We start from the raw sequence: 16,859 nt of genomic DNA on the forward strand, positions 1-16,859 counted from the left end.
GGGATCACCACTCCCATTCGTTCGCCGGGACGCGGATGTCGGTCGGATGGGAGACCACCGCCGACAAGCCGGCCCGTAGGGCGGTTATCTGCAGCGAGAGGCCCATGCTCGGCCCGTTGTGCCCGGTGCGGGCCACGTGCTCCGGGGTGTCGGGCAGGTGGACGAATCCGCACCGGCTCGGCAGGTCGCGCAGGGCGGCCAGGTGCAGCGCGGTGTACATGACGGCGTTGCAGCCGTGGGTGGAGGCCGAGTTGGAGATCAGCGCCGGAACGCCTGCCGCGCGCATCGCCGTGGTCATGGCTTTGATCGGCAGGGTCGAGAGATAGGCGGCGGGTCCCTCCGGGTAGAGGGGGTCGCCGCACGGGCGGCGCCCGTCCTCGGCGAACTGGAAGTCCTGGACGTTGACCGCGGTCCGCTCGACCGTGACGGTACTGCGCCCCGAGAAGACACCGCAGGAGACGACCGCGGCGGGCGGTTCACCGTCGCAGAGCAGCGGGATCAGGGCCTCTTCGGGGCGTTCCCGCCAGTCCAGGCCGCGTCCGAGGACGCGGTGACCGGCGATCACCTCGCCGTCGAGCGCGAACGCCACGGCTGAGCTCGGGTTGTCGGCGTAGCGCAGTTCGGTTCTGCTCGCCGAGGTGCCGAAGCCGCCGTTTCCGGTCACCAAAATCCAGGGCTGGGTCATCACTCAACTTCCGCAGAATGTAAATGACAGATCGTCAGATGGGGGGTGTGGCCCTCGCTGTGATCCAGCATCATGGCGCGCGCCGGCGGAAAAAGAAACGTTTCTTTCCGAGAAAGAAACGTTTCGCTCGACCTATTGACCCCCAAAATCGGCCGGTGTTAACTGCCGCCCAACGACGGCTCCGTGGCGCAGCCGAGAGGGTGGCGACACCCCCGACGGGCTGCCTCCTCCGCTGCCCGTCTTCTCTCCTTCGGGTCACCCCTCTCCCCCGCGGAGGTACTTCGCTTGAATGCCGTCACCGCGCGCTCCCGCACCAGCCACGCCAACCGCTTCGCCGTCGCGCTGGCCGCCGGAACGCTGGTCCTCACCGGCTGCGCCGGCTCACCGCCGGACACCAAAGCCACTGGCCGACATGGCCCCACCATCACCGAGTTGACGCCCAAGGCAGCCGGGCCCGTCGACCGGATCACCTGGGCCGTGTCCGCCGAACCCGCGTCGTTCGACTGGATCTACAACGCGAGCCTCGAGACGGGCCAGATCATGGCGAACGTGTGCGAGGGGCTGCTGCGGCTGGGCCCCGACATGTCGCTCCAGCCCGCGCTGGCCGAGTCCTACACCAACCCGACGCCCACGACCTGGGTCTACCGCCTGCACAAGGGGGTGACCTTCCACGACGGCGCCCGGCTGACCGCGCAGGACGTGGTGTTCAGCCTGAACCGCAACCTCCAGCCCGGGCTGGGATCCTTCTGGTCCGGCGCCTACAAGAACGTCGCTTCCGTGAAGGCCACCGGACCGCTGGAGGTCACGGTCACCCTCAAGCGGCCGGACACACTCTTCAACTCCTACATGAGCAGCCCCGCCGGCATCGTCGACAGCAAGGCGGCGGTGCAGGCCAAGGGGAAGCGGTACGGAACCCCCGACGGCGGCGTCGACTGCGTGGGTCCCTTCTCCCTCACGTCATGGGAGAAGGGACAATCGATCACCCTGTCGCGCGACCACCACTACTTCGACCCCGCACACAGGGCCAGAGCCAAGGAAGTGGTGTTCCGGTTCGTCCACGACCCGGCCGCCGCGGTCACCGGCATGCTGTCCGGCTCGATCGACGGCAGCTGGTCCCTTCCACCGTCCTCCCTGGGGCGCCTGTCGTCCAGCGGCAAAGGCACCGTCTACTACGGCAGGAGCACCCAGGGTTTCGACGCGATCGTCATGAACGACGACGGACCGCTCCGCGATGTGCGCATCCGCCGGGCGCTGTCGATGGCGATCGACCGCAAGGGCATCATCGACGCGGTCGTCAGCGGTGCGGGCGAGCCCCAGAAAGCGCCTGCCGTGCCAGGGTCCTGGGGCTACGCGACCAAGACGTACCAGAAGGGCTGGGACGCCCTGACGGTCACCGAACGCGACCTCGCTGCCGCGAAGAAGCTCGTGGCGCAGGCCGGCGCCCCGACCGAGCCGATCGTTCTCGCGACGACCGGCGCCGAGGCGGAAGTGCCCGTGATCGGGTCGGAGATCCAGTCCGCGGCGAAGAAGATCGGCCTCAAGGTCCAGATCAAGAACCTTCCCGCCGAGCGCTACAACAGCGTCTACACGGACAAGACGGCCCGTGAGGGCATCGACCTCTACCTGACCGGCTGGGGAACGGACTTCGCCGACCCCTTGCAGATGTACCAGTACTTCAAGACCGGCGACTTCTACAACTTCTCCGGCTTCTCCGACCACGAGTTCGACCACCTCATCGCCGAGGCGGAGAAGACCGGGGACCCCCAGCGCCGCGCCGAACTCGTCACCGCCGCACAGAAGATCGTGGTCGACAAGCTGGTGTGGATCCCGCTCTACGCGCCCTACAACTCGCTCTTCCTCAACAAACGGCTGACCGGCTCCCCCGCCTCGTACGTACAGCTGCACTACCCGTGGGCCGCCGACCTCGGGGCGGCGTCATGACCGGCATGCTGTCCCTCCTGACCAGACGGCTGTCCGCCCTGGTGCTGCTGATGCTCGCGACCTCGTTCATCGTCTTCTCCGCGATGTACCTGGCGCCGGGCTCCCCTGAGTCGTTCCTCGCCCGGGGCAACTCGGTCACCGCGGACACCCTCCAGGCCATCCGGGACCAGTACCACCTCGGCGACCCCTTCCTGCAGCGGTACGTCACCTGGCTGGGCTCCTTCCTGCACGGGGACTTCGGCCAGTCGCTGCAGTTCCGCCAGCCGGTCGGCGGCCTGATCGCCTCACGGATCACCACGACCGTCGCCCTGGTCGCCTACGCCTCGGTGCTCATCCTCGTCTCCGGCATCCTGATCGGCGTGATCGCCGCGGTGAAACGCGGCACGGTGGACAGCGCGGCGATCATCGCAACCACAGTGGCCATGGGAACGCCCTCCTTCGTGGCAGCGATCGGCCTGACCTCGCTGTTCGCCGTCACCCTGGGCTGGTTCCCGGCGTTCGGAGCGGGGGACGGCTTCTTCGACCGGATCTGGCACCTCACCCTGCCCGCCGTCACACTGGCGCTCTCGTCCGCGGCGCTGGTGGCCCGGGCGACGCGATCGGCGATGCTCTCCGAGCTGGGCAAGGAGTACATCGAGACCGCCAGAGTGCGCGGCGTACCCGGACGCCGGATCGTGTGGCGACATGCCTTTCGCAACGCCATGGCGCCGGTCGTCACCCTGGCCGGACTCGTGATCTCGGGCCTGCTGGTGACGACGACGCTGGTCGAGACCGCCTTCGGACTCAACGGGATGGGGTCGCTGCTGGTGCAGTCGGTCAACTCCAAGGATTTCCCGGTCACCCAGGCCATCGTGTTGATCATCGTCGGCGTGTTCGCGGTGTGCAACCTGCTGGTGGATCTGGTGTACCCACTGATCGATCCGCGGGTGCGCGGGAAAGCGGGTGCCTGATGGCGGCCATGGCCCAAACCCCGGCCGACACCTCGCTGGTCCGCCGACGGGGACTGCCCCGCCGACTCGGCGGCAGCACGGCGATGACCCTTTCGATCGGAACGCTGGCCCTGTTCGTCCTGGTCGCGGTCTTCGCGCCCTGGCTGGCCGGACACGACCCCAACGCCGTGTCGCTCTCGGAGAGCCTGCGCGGGCCGTCCACGGATCACCTGCTGGGAACCGACCAGTCAGGACGCGACACCCTGTCCCGCCTCATCTGGGGCGCCCGCACCTCACTGCTGGGGCCGCTCGGCGTCGTCGTGGGCGCCACCGTTCTCGGAGTGGCGATCGGTGTGGCATCCGCGTGGCGCGGCGGCTGGGCCGACGCGCTGCTGTCCCGCGTCATGGAGCTGATCTTCGCCTTTCCCGGCGTGCTGCTGGCCATCCTGATGGTCGCGGTGCTCAGCGCCGGCCTCGACTCGACCGTGTTGGCCCTCGCCATCGCCTACACCCCGTACCTGGCCCGGCTGACCCGCGGCGCCGCCCTCAGCGAACGGCACCGCCCGTACGTCCGGGCCCTGGAACTCCAGGGGTTCTCCGCAGTGAGCATCGTCCTGCGGCATCTGCTGCCCAACATCGCACCGCTGGTGCTGGCCCAGGCATCCCTGTGTTTCGGCTACGCGATGATCGACCTCGCCGGCCTGTCCTTCCTGGGCTTCGGGGTCCAGCCGCCGCAGGCCGACTGGGGCGCCATGATCTCCGAGGGCGAAGTGGCCCTGCTGCAGGGTGCTCCCCTGTCCGCGCTCGCACCCGGCGCGCTCATCGTCATCGCCGTCGTCGGATTCAGCCTCATCGGCGAGTCGGTCGCCGACCGCATCAGGAGGGCGGACCGATGAGTTCCGCGATGCTCGACGTGGCAGAGCTGTCGATCGCGGTGCCCCACGGCGCGGACAGCAGACCCATCCTCGCGTCGGTGTCCCTGAGCTGCGCCGCCGGCGAGATCGTCGGCCTCGTGGGCGAGTCGGGTTCCGGCAAGTCCATGACGCTGCGCACAGCGGTCGGCCTCACGCCGGCGAAGGCCCGGGTCAGCGGGCGGGTCCAGGTGTCCGGGAAAGATGTACTGGGCGTACCGGCCAAGGAACTGGCCGACCTCCGGGGGCGGACCGTCGCCATGATCTTCCAGGACCCCCGGGCCCACATCAACCCCTTCCAGCGCATCGGCGCCTTCATGACCGAGGGGCTGCGGATCCATCGGGGCACGACACGTGAGCAGGCCTTGCGCACGGCTGTCGGACTGCTGGACGAGGTGGGTCTGCCCGATCCGGCACGGCAGATGCGCCGGTTCCCCCACGAACTGTCCGGCGGAATGCTCCAGCGTGTGATGATCGCCGCCGCGTTGGCGGGCGAACCGGACCTGTTGCTGGCCGACGAGCCGACGACGGCGCTCGACGTGACCACCCAGGCAGAGATCATGTCGATTCTCCTGCGCCTCCGCCACGAACGCGGGCTGTCGATCGTCCTGGTGACGCACGATCTCGACCTCGCGGTGTCCACCTGCGACCGCATCCATGTGATGTACGCCGGCTCGATCGTCGAGGTGGCCGCGGCCGCGGAACTCGCCCGACAACCACACCACCCCTACACCGCCGCGCTCTTCGCCGCCCGGCCCGCAGCGGACCGCACCCCGCTGCGCGCGGTGGCGGGCCGACCGCTGGGGCTGTTCGAGGTGCGGGGCGGCTGCGCCTTCGCACCTCGGTGCCCCCAGGTGCTGGACGCCTGCCACGACACGGCACCCGGGATCCGGCTGGTCGCGGAGCACCAGGTGGCATGCCACCGAGCGGCCGGCCCGGCCGCAACGAACCCCAGCCTTGACGCCCCCGCGGCGGGGCCGCGGCCGGAGACTCCGGGGAGAGGAGAGCTGCCGTGACCGGCACACCACCTGTGATGAGAGTCGAGGCGCTGCGCAAGACGTACGGCCACGGCAAAGTGGTGGCCGTCGATGACGTCTCTTTCCAGGTTCCCGTCGGCGGATCCCTCGGCATCGTGGGGGAATCGGGCTCCGGCAAGACCACCACGGCGAGACTGATCGTCGGTATGGAACAGCCGGACGCGGGCCGGGTGTTCTTCGACGGCGAGGAGTTCGGGCCAGGCGTCGGCCTCCGGCCGCGCCGGCGACGTGCACGTATCGTGCAGCTCGTCTTCCAGGACCCGTACCAGAGCCTCGACCCGCGCCAGACCGCGGCCGACGCGATCGACGAGGTCCTGCGGCTCCACTCCGGCCTGGCCTCGGCCACCCGCGATCGGCGTCGGGCCGAACTGCTGGACCAGGTCGGCCTCGGGGCGCGCGAGGCGACTGCCCTGCCACGTGAGCTCTCGGGCGGACAACGCCAACGCGTCGCAATCGCCCGGGCGCTCGCCACCGCGCCTCGGCTGCTCGTGCTCGACGAGGCGGTCGCCGCCCTGGACGTCTCCATCCAGGCCCAGATCCTCAACCTGCTGGCGGAGATCCGTCGTACCACCGGGGTCGCGCTGGTCTTCGTCAGCCATGACCTGGACGTCGTGAGATGGGTCGCCGACGAGGTCGTCGTCATGTTTCGCGGCACGGTGGTCGAACGCGGCCGCACCGCAGAGGTGTTGAGGCACCCGGAACACCCCTACACGAAGCTCCTGCTGTCCAGCGTCCCGCGTCTTGGCTGGGACCCCGCGCACGTGTCGCGGACGCGACGCGACTTCCTCGCCACCCCGTGACTCACCGCCTCGTGTCCGAGGCGCTGCTGGAGGAAAACCATGTCCGTTCGACCGACTCCCCACCACAAACCCCTCGTCGCCCTGATCGCCTGCACGGCCTTGGCGCTCTCCGGCTGCGGCAAAGGACCGAACACCGGTAACGCGCCGACGAGCGCCCCCGAGCTCACCAAGTCCCTGCCACGTGCGACCGGCGACATCGACACCCTCACGTGGGCGCTCTACGCGGAACCGTCGTCGCTGGACCCCATCTACAGCAACGACTTCCCGCCGATGGAAGTGCTGGCCAACGTCTGCGAGAGCCTGCTGAAGATCAACCCCGACTTCTCGTTCCAACCTTCTCTGGCCACCTCCTGGAAGAACCCCGACCCTCGGACCTGGGTGTACCGAATCCGCGACGGGGTGAGGCTGCACAGCGGCGCCGAACTGACCGCCGAGGACGTCGCCTACAGCTTGGGACGCAACCTCGACAAGTCACTCGGCTCATACAACGACGCCGTCTACCGGAACGTCGAGTCGATCAAAGCCACGGGTGAGCTGGAGGTCACCGTCCGGCTGAAGAAGCCGGACGCCCTGTTCAACCAGTCGATGGCGACGTCGGCGGGGCGCATCCTGGGCAAGGCCGCGTCCGAGAAGGCCGGCAAGAAGCTGGGCCGGCCGGACAGGGGGGTCGACTGTACCGGTCCCTTCAAGTTCGCCCACTGGTCGACCGGAGAGTCCATCACCATCGAGCGCTTCAACGGCTACTGGGACAAGGAACACCGGGCACGGCCCGGGAAGGTCCGGTTCGAGTTCATCCGGGATCCCGCCGCGAGAGTCACCGCGATGCTCTCCGGGGAGATCGACGGCTCTTGGTTCGTGCCCGCGTCCGGCTACGCGAAGTTGCTCAACACGCAGCAGGGAAAACTCTACTTCGGCCGGTCCGGCGGGAGTTATGTGGGCATGGTGACGGACCTCAAGGGGCCGCTGGCCGACGTCAGGGTCCGTCGGGCGCTGTCCATGGCGATCGACCGGAAGGGAGTCATTCAGGCGGCCGCCTCGGGAGCGGCCGAACCCCTCAAGGCCCCGGCGGCGCCGGGTACCTGGGGTTACGCCCAGGACGAGCTGCAACGAGCGTACGAGGCCCTGCCCGAACCGAACGGGTCGTTGGCACAGGCCAAGCAGCTGATCAAGGAAGCGGGGGCGCCGAGCAAGCCGATCGTCGTCGCGGTCACGGGCTCGCAGTCCGAGATGCCGGTCATCGGCACGGAGGTGAAACGAGCGGCTGAGTCGATCGGTCTCAAGGCGGACATCAAGACCCTGCCGGCCGACAACTACAACGCGCTGTACAGCGACGCGACGGCCCGGAAGGGCATCGACATGCTCTTCTCCCTCTGGCAGGCGGACTACCCGGACCCGACGCAGATCTACCAGTACCTGCAGTCAGGCGACACCTTCAACTTCGCGCAGTGGTCCAACCCCGCCTTCGACCGGCTCGTCAAGGAGGCCAAGGCGACCCCGGACACCGCCCGACGTGCGCACCTCATCTCCCAGGCGCAGAACATCGCCGTGAACCAGGTCATCTGGGTGCCGCTGTATGCCCCGTTCAATCCGCTCTATCTCAAGAAGGGGCTGACCGGGGCGCCGCTCTCATCGGTACAGCTCAGCTACCCGTGGGCCGCGGACATCGGCAGGAGCCCACGCGGCTGACCAACGAGACGGCCGGCCCGCAGTCGCCCGCGGACACCACGGAAGGCGGACGGCTCGGCCGCGGGCCGACCGCCGCGAAAGAAGCCGACAGCTCGCCCGCTGGGAGGCCGCGCGGGCAGGCCAGTGCCAGAATCCGGCGGATCGTCACGGTGCTCGGCACGATGCGCGCACCGGGTAGCCGCAGGAGTTGAATGCGTCGGCGCGCGCTGCCAAGACGAACACGCCCCGGTGATTCGTCGGGACGAACTCCGAGATGTACGGGGGATGATCGCGCCCGCCACACCGATTCCGATGCCGGCACCATGTCGTCCAGCAGGACGCCTGAGTCCGGCTCAGCGACGCCCATCTGCTCCTGCATAGCGTGAGAGGCCACCCCGGCCTTGTGGCCGACGATGCGGGCGCCGGCCGGGATCCACCGGGCCACCGCTGCCTTCTGCACCCGGTATGCGGTCTCCAACGGCAGCCCCGGCCGCCGGACGGTCAGCGGGTCGATCGGGACGGCCCAGGGCAGCGCCGACGTCAGGTTCGTCAGGCGCGCGGAACTCGTCCGTTCCGCGGCCGCGCCGGCGGTCCGGGTGGCAGCGGAGTGTGCGAAGGCGCCGACGTTGGGCGGCGTGCGGTCCAAGGTGCGGTGGATCTGCCACAGCGCGCAGAGCACCAGCGCACACACCACGCCGACCGCGACCAACACGGCGTTCCCGCATCCGTGTGCCGGCGCCCCCGCCCGGCCGCGTCCCCCCGTTGGATGATCCATGTCTGCGTGGTCGCGGGCCGACACCGCGTTTGGGACAACGGACCAGTCTGCTTACGGTCTCACCAGCCCGGACACCCCCCACTCCGGGCGGATCTGTCCGACCCAGGGCAGAGAACTCGAGTTTCGCCGTTTTCACAGGATCACTCCGGCAGTTGTAGCTGCTGGGGTTTGGGTCCTGTGATCTTGGCGGCGGCCATAGGGTGAAGCCGTGGATGAGCTTGTAGAACAGGTACGGCAACTGGACCAGCAGGGTCGGTCAGCGAAGGCGATCGCCAGAACGCTGGGGGTGGGCGTCAGGGATGTCGTCGGGGTACTCAACGGCGCTGTGCTGGTCTCGAAGTCGGGCCGTGGCGAGCCGCGTTGCTGGGTGAACGCCGGCTGGAGCCGCAGTGCGGATCTTGAGGGTACGCCGCAGTGGACAAGCCTTGACCCGGGGGCTTGCGACGCCGAGGAGGTACGCGGCCTTGTCGCCGTGCTCGTCGCCGCGGACAGCGCGCGCTCCGCGAAAGCCCAGGTTGCCGGGTTCCTGCTGGATGTGTGGTGCCTGGGGGTGAAGAACGCTCTGCCCCCGGAGCCGATGACCCCGAGTCAGCTGGCTGCGCACCGGCACGCCTACTTCAGCGCCTTCGAGGGGCATGTGCAGGTTCCCGCCGAGGTTGCCCGTGCCCTGGTGTTCGGCGCCGCCGACTACGCCCGCGAGCTCGGGTTCGCTCCCGAGGCGGACTTCGATGCCGCCGCCGTTGTGCTCGGTGAGCCCGCCGGCCCCAGCCCGATCCGCTTCGGTCGCGACGGCAAGCCGTTCTACGTCAACGGCCCCTACGACGATCCCGAGGCGATCATACGGACCTTGCGACACGCCGTCGGCGACGACGGCTTCCACTACACCCTCGCCTTCCCCGAATAGCCGCGGCGGCGTCGGCTGTTCCGGGCGCGCCGGAAACCGTCCGCGGCTCGTGAGCCGGCAGACGATCACCCCGGCGAGCTGCCTCTCGTCCGGGTCCTCGGTGAAGTGGCCGAAGAACCCGCGCTTTCCTCGCTCAGAAAGTTGGGGGCACCGCCCGCTCCTTGATCGTCGGCGTGATGCGCGCGCGACAGTGTCAGGTGACCTGGCAGAGCGTGAGGTGATCGACGATTCCAGCACACAGCATCACCCCGTGTGGTAGGTGGGCAGCCCGAACACACCCGCCCGCCCCGACACTCCGTACGGGGTGTCGGGGCGGGCGGGTTCATGGGGAGTGTGAGGGTGGCGAGGTCGGGGTGGTGGTCAGCCACGGCAGCAGGGCGGCGAAGTCCTTCTCGCGCTGGGCCTTCTCGGCGTCGGTTTCCTGGTCGGCGCCCTCTGACGGCCCCGGTCCACGGGCCGCCGAGGCACGTGGACCGGGTGCCACCCATTCATGGCGCCCCCGGCCGGGATGTCGGCGCCGATGACGGCCTCGAGCCTGTCGGGCAGCAGATCGCGCGGCCGGTACCAGTCCCGAAGTTGCGTCTCGTTGACGTCGCCGGCGATCGGCTTGGTGGCATGCCGGGCGAGGGTTTCGCCGAACGGCACGTCCAGGTAGTAACCGTGGGTCGGGCCACGGTGGTCGGCACGCAGTTCGGTAAACATGTCGCCGTAGTGGTCGGCGTAGAGGATGCCTTCGACAACGACGTGGAATCCGGCGTCCAGGGCGTAGCGAGCGGTCAGGTCGATCAATCTGTGAGCGACATCAGCCGAAGATCACCGGTAGTGGGGGTCGATCCGGCGCTTGGCGGCCCGGACGAAGCGGTTCATGAGGTCGTTCTGCCATTCGGCGAGTACGTCGTTGGCCACATAGCCGCCCGGCCGCCGCGGTCCGCGCCTTCGGTCCGCCCCGGCGAGGGCCCTGAGCCGTGCCCAGTGGTCGGCCCGTTCCTGACGCTCCCGCTCGAACCGGGACGCAAGAACGTCCCGGAGGTCTCCGATACCGATCGTCGCGCCCATCGCTGTGAGCAGGTCGTCCAAGTGCCACGACACGAGGGAGCCGCTGCGAGCGAGATAGAAGCCGGCGGACTCCAGTTGGTAGGCGTCGTCGTAGTCGAGGAGGGCGTAGCCGACGAGCTGATACAGCTCCACCCGCCCGATCCGGCGGGGATCCGTGTAGGCCTTGATGTCGATGAGCGTGCGATCCAGGATCAGGTCCGCATCGGCGCCGCCGACATCCCGCGTGCCGGCGAACGTCGGACCGGCAAGCTTGCCTTGGGTCGGCATCTGCGCCAGAGGATGGAAGACCGGTGCGGCCAACGCTGCCAGTTGTACGAGGTCACCTACGGCGCCCGGTGGCACACGAGCCGCCCACGACTCGAGGCTGGTAGCAGCACCGTCACCAAGGAGCCAGTCGATCGTCCGCGAGATCCCCCCGCGCACGTCAAACAGGGCGGCCAGGTAGCAGTAACGTGCCAGCAACTCCTCGTCCTGGGCGACCACGCCCTGCGCCGCACAAAGCGCCGCAGTCAGGTCTGCGACGGCCGCGTTGACGGCCCCGCGTATCGCATCCGGTGTACGCCGCAAACCCGCCCGCAAGGGAGACAGGACCCAGCCCAGACCGATCCCGTCCGGCATGCCACCCTCGCCACCGGGCCGCCCGACTTCACGGTCTATGCGCTGGGTCGGTCCGACCATGAGACGAATACGCTCATCGACCGCCCGCCCGATCAACTGCCAGGGATGGCGCGTGCCACCAGCTACATCCGGCCTGGATGGCCCAGCCACGCCGGCCAGCTCACGAAGGAGCATGGACCGGGCGGCTCCCCAGTTCGGCAGGTAGTCGTCCACGAAAACCGCGACCGTCGACACGCGACTTCCGAGTTGGGAAGACAAGGACATGACCAGTCAGGGTAGCGACCTGCCCTATCCGCCCACACAGAAACGAGACCCACACCACCAAGCCGAGCGTCAGGCGACGACCTCGGCAAATGGCTTCGTCGCCAGCGCCACAACTGGGTGGAGCTCTCCGAAGCACAGCAGCGCCGGCTGGCAACACTGGGGGTAACGCCCGGCGAGCAGCCCGCACCGGCCCCGGCGGCCGGGCGTGTGACGAAGGGCCCGAGCAAGGCTCAGCAGGCGTTCCAGCGCGGACTGATGGCCCTCGCGCAGTAGCTCGCGAGGGCCACCACCGCGTCCCCAGGAGCCACACAGAGGAGTTCGTGGTGAAGGGCGGGGCTACGCCGGTCCGGCTGGGCGTGCTTATCGGTCACACCACGGGCACTGGGCCTTGCTTGCCTCGGCGAGGCACACCATCCGCTGGTAGCCATCGGCGTCGGCGTTCTCCTTGGGCATCAGGTGGTAGCCGCGGCCCGGCGGGCCGCGATCAGACCACCCCGGGCTCCTTCACCTGCAGAGTGCCCCGCACCTGTGGCGGAACGGCGCGTCCATAACCTGATCACCACAGAGGCGCATTCCTGCTCTTTGATCACTCCCTTGAAGGACGAGTACTTGAGGGAGGCGGACCGCCGCGTCGAGTGCCTGCCCCAGGGCAACCGCGAACGCCCGAGCCCGCGGCAGCACCTGGGCGTCCCGATCTCACGACCGCACTGCGAAAGGTGGCGGAGGGCGAGACTCGAGTAGCGGAGCGTGCCCGGACGCTAAACAGTTTGTTTAGCGTCCGCAGGTACGGTGCGGGTTGGAAGGGTCACGATTCACCCGTCGCCGACAGACCTCGAGCTCGACTGAGGCGGTAGCGCACCCGGTTTCGGCCGCCCCAGGGCGGCATCGGGGTGTTCCCCGTCGCTCGAACGGTCCAGCAGGGGCGCGTACGGCTTCGGCCGAGTGCCCGATGCTGCTCGTATGGGCGAGACCTGGGTGCCCGTCAGCGGAGGTGTCATGCGATCCCGGTCCACGCTGCCCTGCATCGGCATTGGCTTGTTCCTTGCCATCGCCACCCTGATGAGCGGCTGTGCCGCCGACCCGCCGCTGTCGTCCTCGCCGACTCGGACGCCGTCGTTTGCGGAGGGTGCTTCGCTCAAGGAACCGGCTCAGATGGTGAGTCACAACGGGCTCCTGCGGGTGCAACTCGTCGTGGAGAGGCGGCAGGTGGATCTGGGAGGCCACAAGATGTGGGCCCTCACCTACAACGGCAGCTACATGCCGCCCACGCTGCGGATCCGGCCGGGGGACAAGCTCGACCTGGCCATGAAGAACACGCTGAACGAGGACACCAACCTGCATCTGCACGGACTCCATGTGTCACCGGGTGGCAACGCCGACAACATCTTCATCCACATCCATCCCGGCGAGACGTTCCACTATTCCTATCAGTTCCCGAAGACGCTGCGGGCCGGCACCTACTGGTACCACCCACACCCGCACCTCACCTCCGCACCGCAGGTCGCCGGAGGCATGTCGGGCATCCTCATCGTCGACGGGCTGCAGCAATATCTACCGGCGAACCTGCGCAACATCACTGAACACGTCATCGCCCTCAAGGACTTCCAGGTGCAGGGCGACGAGGTCAGAACCAAGAACTTGCACATCGGCGCCCCCACCAACCGCACGGTCAACGGTCAGCTGAACCCGACCATCCGCATCCGGCCGGGTGAGACTCAGCTGTGGCGGCTGGCCAACATCAGCGCCAACATCTACTACAAGGTCCACCTGCAAGGACAGCGATTCCATGTGATCGCTCACGACGGGACCCCCGTCGACCGCATCTGGGAAGGCGACTCGCTTCTCCTCGCGGCCGGCGCCCGCTTCGATGTGCTCGTACAAGGCGGTCCGGCCGGCCGTACCCAGCTGCAGACGCTCCCGTACACGACCGGACCGGGCGGCAACTCCTTCCCGCAGGCGACCCTGGCCACCCTGGTCTCCGCAGGAGGTTCTGCGAGCCCGGCGCCGCTGCCCACCACATCCTTCGCGCCCTACGTGGACCTGAGCCACGCTCCGATCGCCGTGCGGCGCAGCGTCGTGTTCTCCGAGAACAAGGACGGCACCAAGTACTACATCAACGGGAAGCAGTTCGATCCGAACCGGGTGGACATCCGGGCCAAGCTGAACACGGTGGAGGAGTGGACCGTGCGCAACGTCAGCGATGAGGAGCACTCCTTCCACGTGCACACCAACCACTTTCAGCTGATGAGCATCAACGGCCGTCCCCACCACGGTCACGGCTTGCAGGACGTTGCGAGCATCCCCGCCAAGGGCCAGTTCGTCATCCGGATGCAATTCAAGAACTACGCAGGCAAGACCGTCCTGCACTGCCACATCCTCAACCACGAGGACGCGGGCATGATGGCAGTGCTGGAGATCGTCAAGTGACACGTCGACTTCAGGCCCTCACCAGGCCGTGGCCCACCCACCGTGCGGATCACCCAGCGTCGTCCATTCGCACCGAGGGCGCGATGCGGCGATGACCAGGACATCCGGGTCATCCGCCCGCCACTGCCCTGCGGTGATCAGCCGCCGAAGCAGTTCGTGTAGCTGCCGGGCGGTGACGGTGGCCGCACGTCTGCGGGTGCCGGACGGAGCGCGTCCAGGGGCCCGCCCGGGCCGCCTGCATCGCCGTGATGCGTCGCCATCTGTGACAGGTGCCCACCTGCATCGTGGGAAATGATCTAGATAAGCGCGGGATCGTGTCCTGAGAAGGCCATCCATATGCCCTGACCAGTGCGTTTCGTCGGTTCCCCGTCCTGGTCTACGAACAGGCCAGCGGCCTGTTCCACGCCCGCGACACCGTCCAACCCGACTGCTGAGGAGGCCGCGGCCATGAACGTCCTGTACATCAAAGGGCCCGTGCAGAACGGCCCCTTCACCATCGCCGAACGGCCGGGCAAGGCAGCCGGCATCCGCGCGGCCGAAGCACTCAACACCCTCCTTTACGCTGAGCCGGCCCCGCATCTGTGGAACACCGCCACTCTGGCCGGAGACCTGCGCCACCGTGACGCCCCCGACCGGGACACCGTCGGCCGGCAGAAGCGGGAGGACCGCGCGATCGCCGCCAAGTACGCACCGGGCGCGGCCCCGGCCGGCGGTGTCCTCACCGACACCACGCCCGTCGTGGCCGCCCTCGCGCTGGAGATGACCGAACGCCTCCTGCAAAAAGGCGCCCTGGCGGTCACTCCCACCGCGGTCCATCTCTGCACCCGCTGCAGCCACATGACTGGCGCCGTCGCTCACGCCTGCCGCGCGTGTGGCCACCAGGATTCCCGGCCGCACACCCGGCGGTTGCTGGTCTGGGACCGGCCCCCGGCACAGCGGTGCTCGCATGTGATGACTTCCACGCCCACCGGGCCAGGCCACCAGGACATCTGCTGACCATCGCCCAGAACGTCCCGGAGCGGCTGATTCTGTCCCGCACCCGCGACCACGGCATCAGCCTCGCGCCACTTGGGCTCGACGGCCTGGTCCTGGACCCGCGGGCCGGAGTGCACATTGCCGTACTGGCCGCTGCTGCCCAGGCGGGCGCCGGGCAGCTGGTGATGACGGTCACCGAGAACGCCGCGGCGAACGTCGCCGCCTACGGGGACCTGTTCCGGCGGCACAACGGAACGCGGCTGCGGTACGCGCTGCACGGGCGCATCCCGTACGACGACACCGCGGCGCTGGAGCGGCTGTGCGAGGTGCGCCAGGTCGTCGAGCTGCTGCAGGTAGGCGGCGCCGGGCAGTGCGAAGGCCTCCGGCATCTCCGACAGGGCGAGCATCGTCCGGTAGGAGTCGCCCCACTCGCTGGACACCTGCAGGTAGCGGCGCTGGAAGGGGGTGCCGGGGACGGGGCGGCGGGAGTTGAGGTCGGCTCCGCCCTCGGCCAGGAGCATCTCCCCCAGGGCGGCGACCGTGCGGCCGCGGCCGCGTACGGCCGGCTCGGTGCCGTCCGGGAGGAAGGGCTCGGCCAGCCCGCGGCGGGCGCTGTGCCCGTAGATCCACAGAATTTCCGCCTCGGTCGCCGGCCGCATCGCGACACCGGTGGGCCAGCGGGCGTGCATCCGCTCGGCCTGTTCGGCCCGCTCGGCGATGTCCCGGCTGCTGATCGGGGCGGGCATCAGGCCGAGCGCGGTGGACACGTCGGCGCGGGCGGCGCGGAAGGCCGCGGCGAGCATGTCCTTACTGGAGGTGGCGGGCGGCGGGGCAAGCTGGGTGGCCCGCACGCACCGCGCTCCGGGAACTGGACATCGAATGGGCGTGACACCGTCGCCGTCCGGCTGTTGAGCCGGACCGCACGAGCCCCGGGACACGATGGTCCCGGGGTCTTCTGCTGTCAGTTATAACTCGGAGGTCCCGTGCAACGTGCGACCGGGCACGGGACCGCCAAGCCCTGCTGTCCCGTCCGAGCCGGGCATTGAAAACCGTACGAAGACACGCTGCCGAGCGCACGCTCAGCAGCGCGCAGGAGTGGCCTTCAATATCGCCCGTAAAGTCGCGAACACCTGGCAGGGTGTCCCCTCCCTCACTTCCAGAGGCGAAGAGACCGTCTGTTTCTCACCGCCGCATGGCCATGAGGACGGACTGGCCTCCGTCCGGCGGTCTTTGAGACGCGCGAGGACTCTGCTGCGCATTTCGCTGAGGCGTGCGGGTGACCGTGTCGGGGCCAGCAGCTGCGAGGCGACGGTGGGGGTTTAGTAAGGTCTCCCGGTGCCGCTCAAAATCAGCGGCAGGTGGAGAAGCCGCAGCTCACCCGGCCCAAGCAGGCTCTGCGTGCTGCGCTGCTGCGCCGCCTCCCCCGGGTACGGCTTCGTGAGCTCCTGATCGTCTCTCCGGACACAGCGCTGGCAGAAGACCTGGAAGCGAGGGAGGGAGGACGCGCACGGCTTACAGGAAGTAGAGGCGGCTGAGGGAGACCTGGTCGGCCGGCTCCGAGCGCATCGGCGTGCCGTCGAGTGTGACCAGGCCGCTGTGCCTGTCCACGTCCACTTGGCCGACGCGGGAGTTGAGCACCAGGTTGCCCGGGATGCCCCGAGTGCCGCGCACGGCGACACGTCGGCGCCGGGTCGCCATGGAGTCGAACGCCTTGCCGGGCGAGCCCGACTCGGCGGCCGCGCGGCTGACGAAGGCGACCGACAGATCGGCCGCGGTCGCGCCGTGCGCGCCGAACTGCGGGCCCAGGACGAGGGGTTCGCAGGTGTCGGTGGCCGCGTTGGGGTCTCCGGTCACGCCGTACGCCGGGAAGCC

The 16,859-nt window shown here is 68.8% G+C and carries 12 protein-coding genes and 2 pseudogenes; 8 read left to right on the plus strand and 6 right to left on the minus strand.

The features are described from left to right. Positions 1 to 4 precede the first annotated feature (4 nt). Entirely contained in the window at positions 5 to 685 is a 681-nt protein-coding gene (locus ACWD5D_RS39390; RefSeq protein ID WP_451377624.1) for a pyroglutamyl-peptidase I family protein, read from the minus strand. 285 nt (positions 686 to 970) lie between these two features. On the opposite strand from ACWD5D_RS39390, the gene ACWD5D_RS39395 reads away from it, so the two are divergent. Genes ACWD5D_RS39395 through ACWD5D_RS39420 form a run of 6 tightly spaced genes read left to right on the plus strand, consistent with a single transcriptional unit; the run spans position 971 to position 7,989 of the window. Continuing rightward, positions 971 to 2,626, plus strand: coding sequence for an ABC transporter substrate-binding protein (locus tag ACWD5D_RS39395; RefSeq protein WP_451377625.1), 1,656 nt, complete (start codon positions 971 to 973; stop codon positions 2,624 to 2,626). Beyond that, positions 2,623 to 3,576, plus strand: coding sequence for an ABC transporter permease (locus ACWD5D_RS39400; RefSeq protein WP_451377626.1), 954 nt, complete (start codon positions 2,623 to 2,625; stop codon positions 3,574 to 3,576). The genes ACWD5D_RS39395 and ACWD5D_RS39400 overlap by 4 nt, the downstream gene beginning before the upstream one ends. An 8-nt stretch (positions 3,577 to 3,584) precedes the next feature. Next, positions 3,585 to 4,451, plus strand: coding sequence for an ABC transporter permease (locus tag ACWD5D_RS39405; protein ID WP_451377627.1), 867 nt, complete (start codon positions 3,585 to 3,587; stop codon positions 4,449 to 4,451). Further along, a complete protein-coding gene (locus ACWD5D_RS39410; protein WP_451377628.1) occupies positions 4,448 to 5,482 on the plus strand; it encodes an ABC transporter ATP-binding protein in 1,035 nt (344 codons plus the stop codon). Before ACWD5D_RS39405 ends, ACWD5D_RS39410 begins: the two co-directional genes overlap by 4 nt. A 17-nt stretch (positions 5,483 to 5,499) precedes the next feature. Then, positions 5,500 to 6,303 (plus strand): ABC transporter ATP-binding protein, encoded by an 804-nt coding sequence (locus ACWD5D_RS39415; RefSeq protein ID WP_451377636.1) that lies wholly within the window; start codon positions 5,500 to 5,502, stop codon positions 6,301 to 6,303. 39 nt (positions 6,304 to 6,342) lie between these two features. Continuing rightward, entirely contained in the window at positions 6,343 to 7,989 is a 1,647-nt protein-coding gene (locus ACWD5D_RS39420) for an ABC transporter substrate-binding protein (protein ID WP_451377629.1), read from the plus strand. Here the strand turns inward: ACWD5D_RS39420 and ACWD5D_RS39425 are convergent. Continuing rightward, positions 7,943 to 8,680 carry a hypothetical protein gene (locus tag ACWD5D_RS39425; protein ID WP_451377630.1) on the minus strand — a complete coding sequence of 246 codons (738 nt, stop codon included), beginning with the start codon at positions 8,678 to 8,680 and terminating at the stop codon, positions 7,943 to 7,945. The two genes, ACWD5D_RS39420 and ACWD5D_RS39425, sit on opposite strands and share 47 nt — an antisense overlap. A gap of 271 nt (positions 8,681 to 8,951) precedes the next feature. Between ACWD5D_RS39425 and ACWD5D_RS39430 the strand changes: the two genes are divergently transcribed. Continuing rightward, positions 8,952 to 9,647, plus strand: a complete 696-nt coding sequence (locus ACWD5D_RS39430; RefSeq protein ID WP_451377631.1) for a hypothetical protein — start codon at positions 8,952 to 8,954, stop codon at positions 9,645 to 9,647. Between the two features lie 510 nt (positions 9,648 to 10,157). Here the strand turns inward: ACWD5D_RS39430 and ACWD5D_RS39435 are convergent. After that, positions 10,158 to 10,436: pseudogene (locus ACWD5D_RS39435) on the minus strand (kinase); the annotation flags it as partial. Positions 10,437 to 10,460: 24 nt separating this feature from the next. Beyond that, the gene (locus tag ACWD5D_RS39440) at positions 10,461 to 11,585 is read right to left on the minus strand and encodes a hypothetical protein (RefSeq protein ID WP_451377632.1); all 1,125 of its coding nucleotides are present in this window, start codon (positions 11,583 to 11,585) and stop codon (positions 10,461 to 10,463) included. Between the two features lie 1,152 nt (positions 11,586 to 12,737). Here ACWD5D_RS39440 and ACWD5D_RS39445 point away from each other — a divergent pair. Continuing rightward, the gene (locus ACWD5D_RS39445; RefSeq protein ID WP_451377633.1) at positions 12,738 to 14,012 is read left to right on the plus strand and encodes a multicopper oxidase family protein; all 1,275 of its coding nucleotides are present in this window, start codon (positions 12,738 to 12,740) and stop codon (positions 14,010 to 14,012) included. A gap of 854 nt (positions 14,013 to 14,866) precedes the next feature. On the opposite strand, the gene ACWD5D_RS39450 is transcribed toward ACWD5D_RS39445, so the two are convergent. Together ACWD5D_RS39450 and ACWD5D_RS39455 are read right to left on the minus strand one after the other, a co-directional pair. Beyond that, the gene (locus ACWD5D_RS39450) at positions 14,867 to 15,838 is read right to left on the minus strand and encodes a hypothetical protein (protein ID WP_451377634.1); all 972 of its coding nucleotides are present in this window, start codon (positions 15,836 to 15,838) and stop codon (positions 14,867 to 14,869) included. 661 nt (positions 15,839 to 16,499) lie between these two features. Beyond that, positions 16,500 to 16,859 (minus strand): annotated as a pseudogene (locus ACWD5D_RS39455) (urease subunit alpha); the annotation flags it as partial.

The sequence above is a fragment of the Streptomyces sp. NPDC002520 genome, assembly GCF_053595235.1.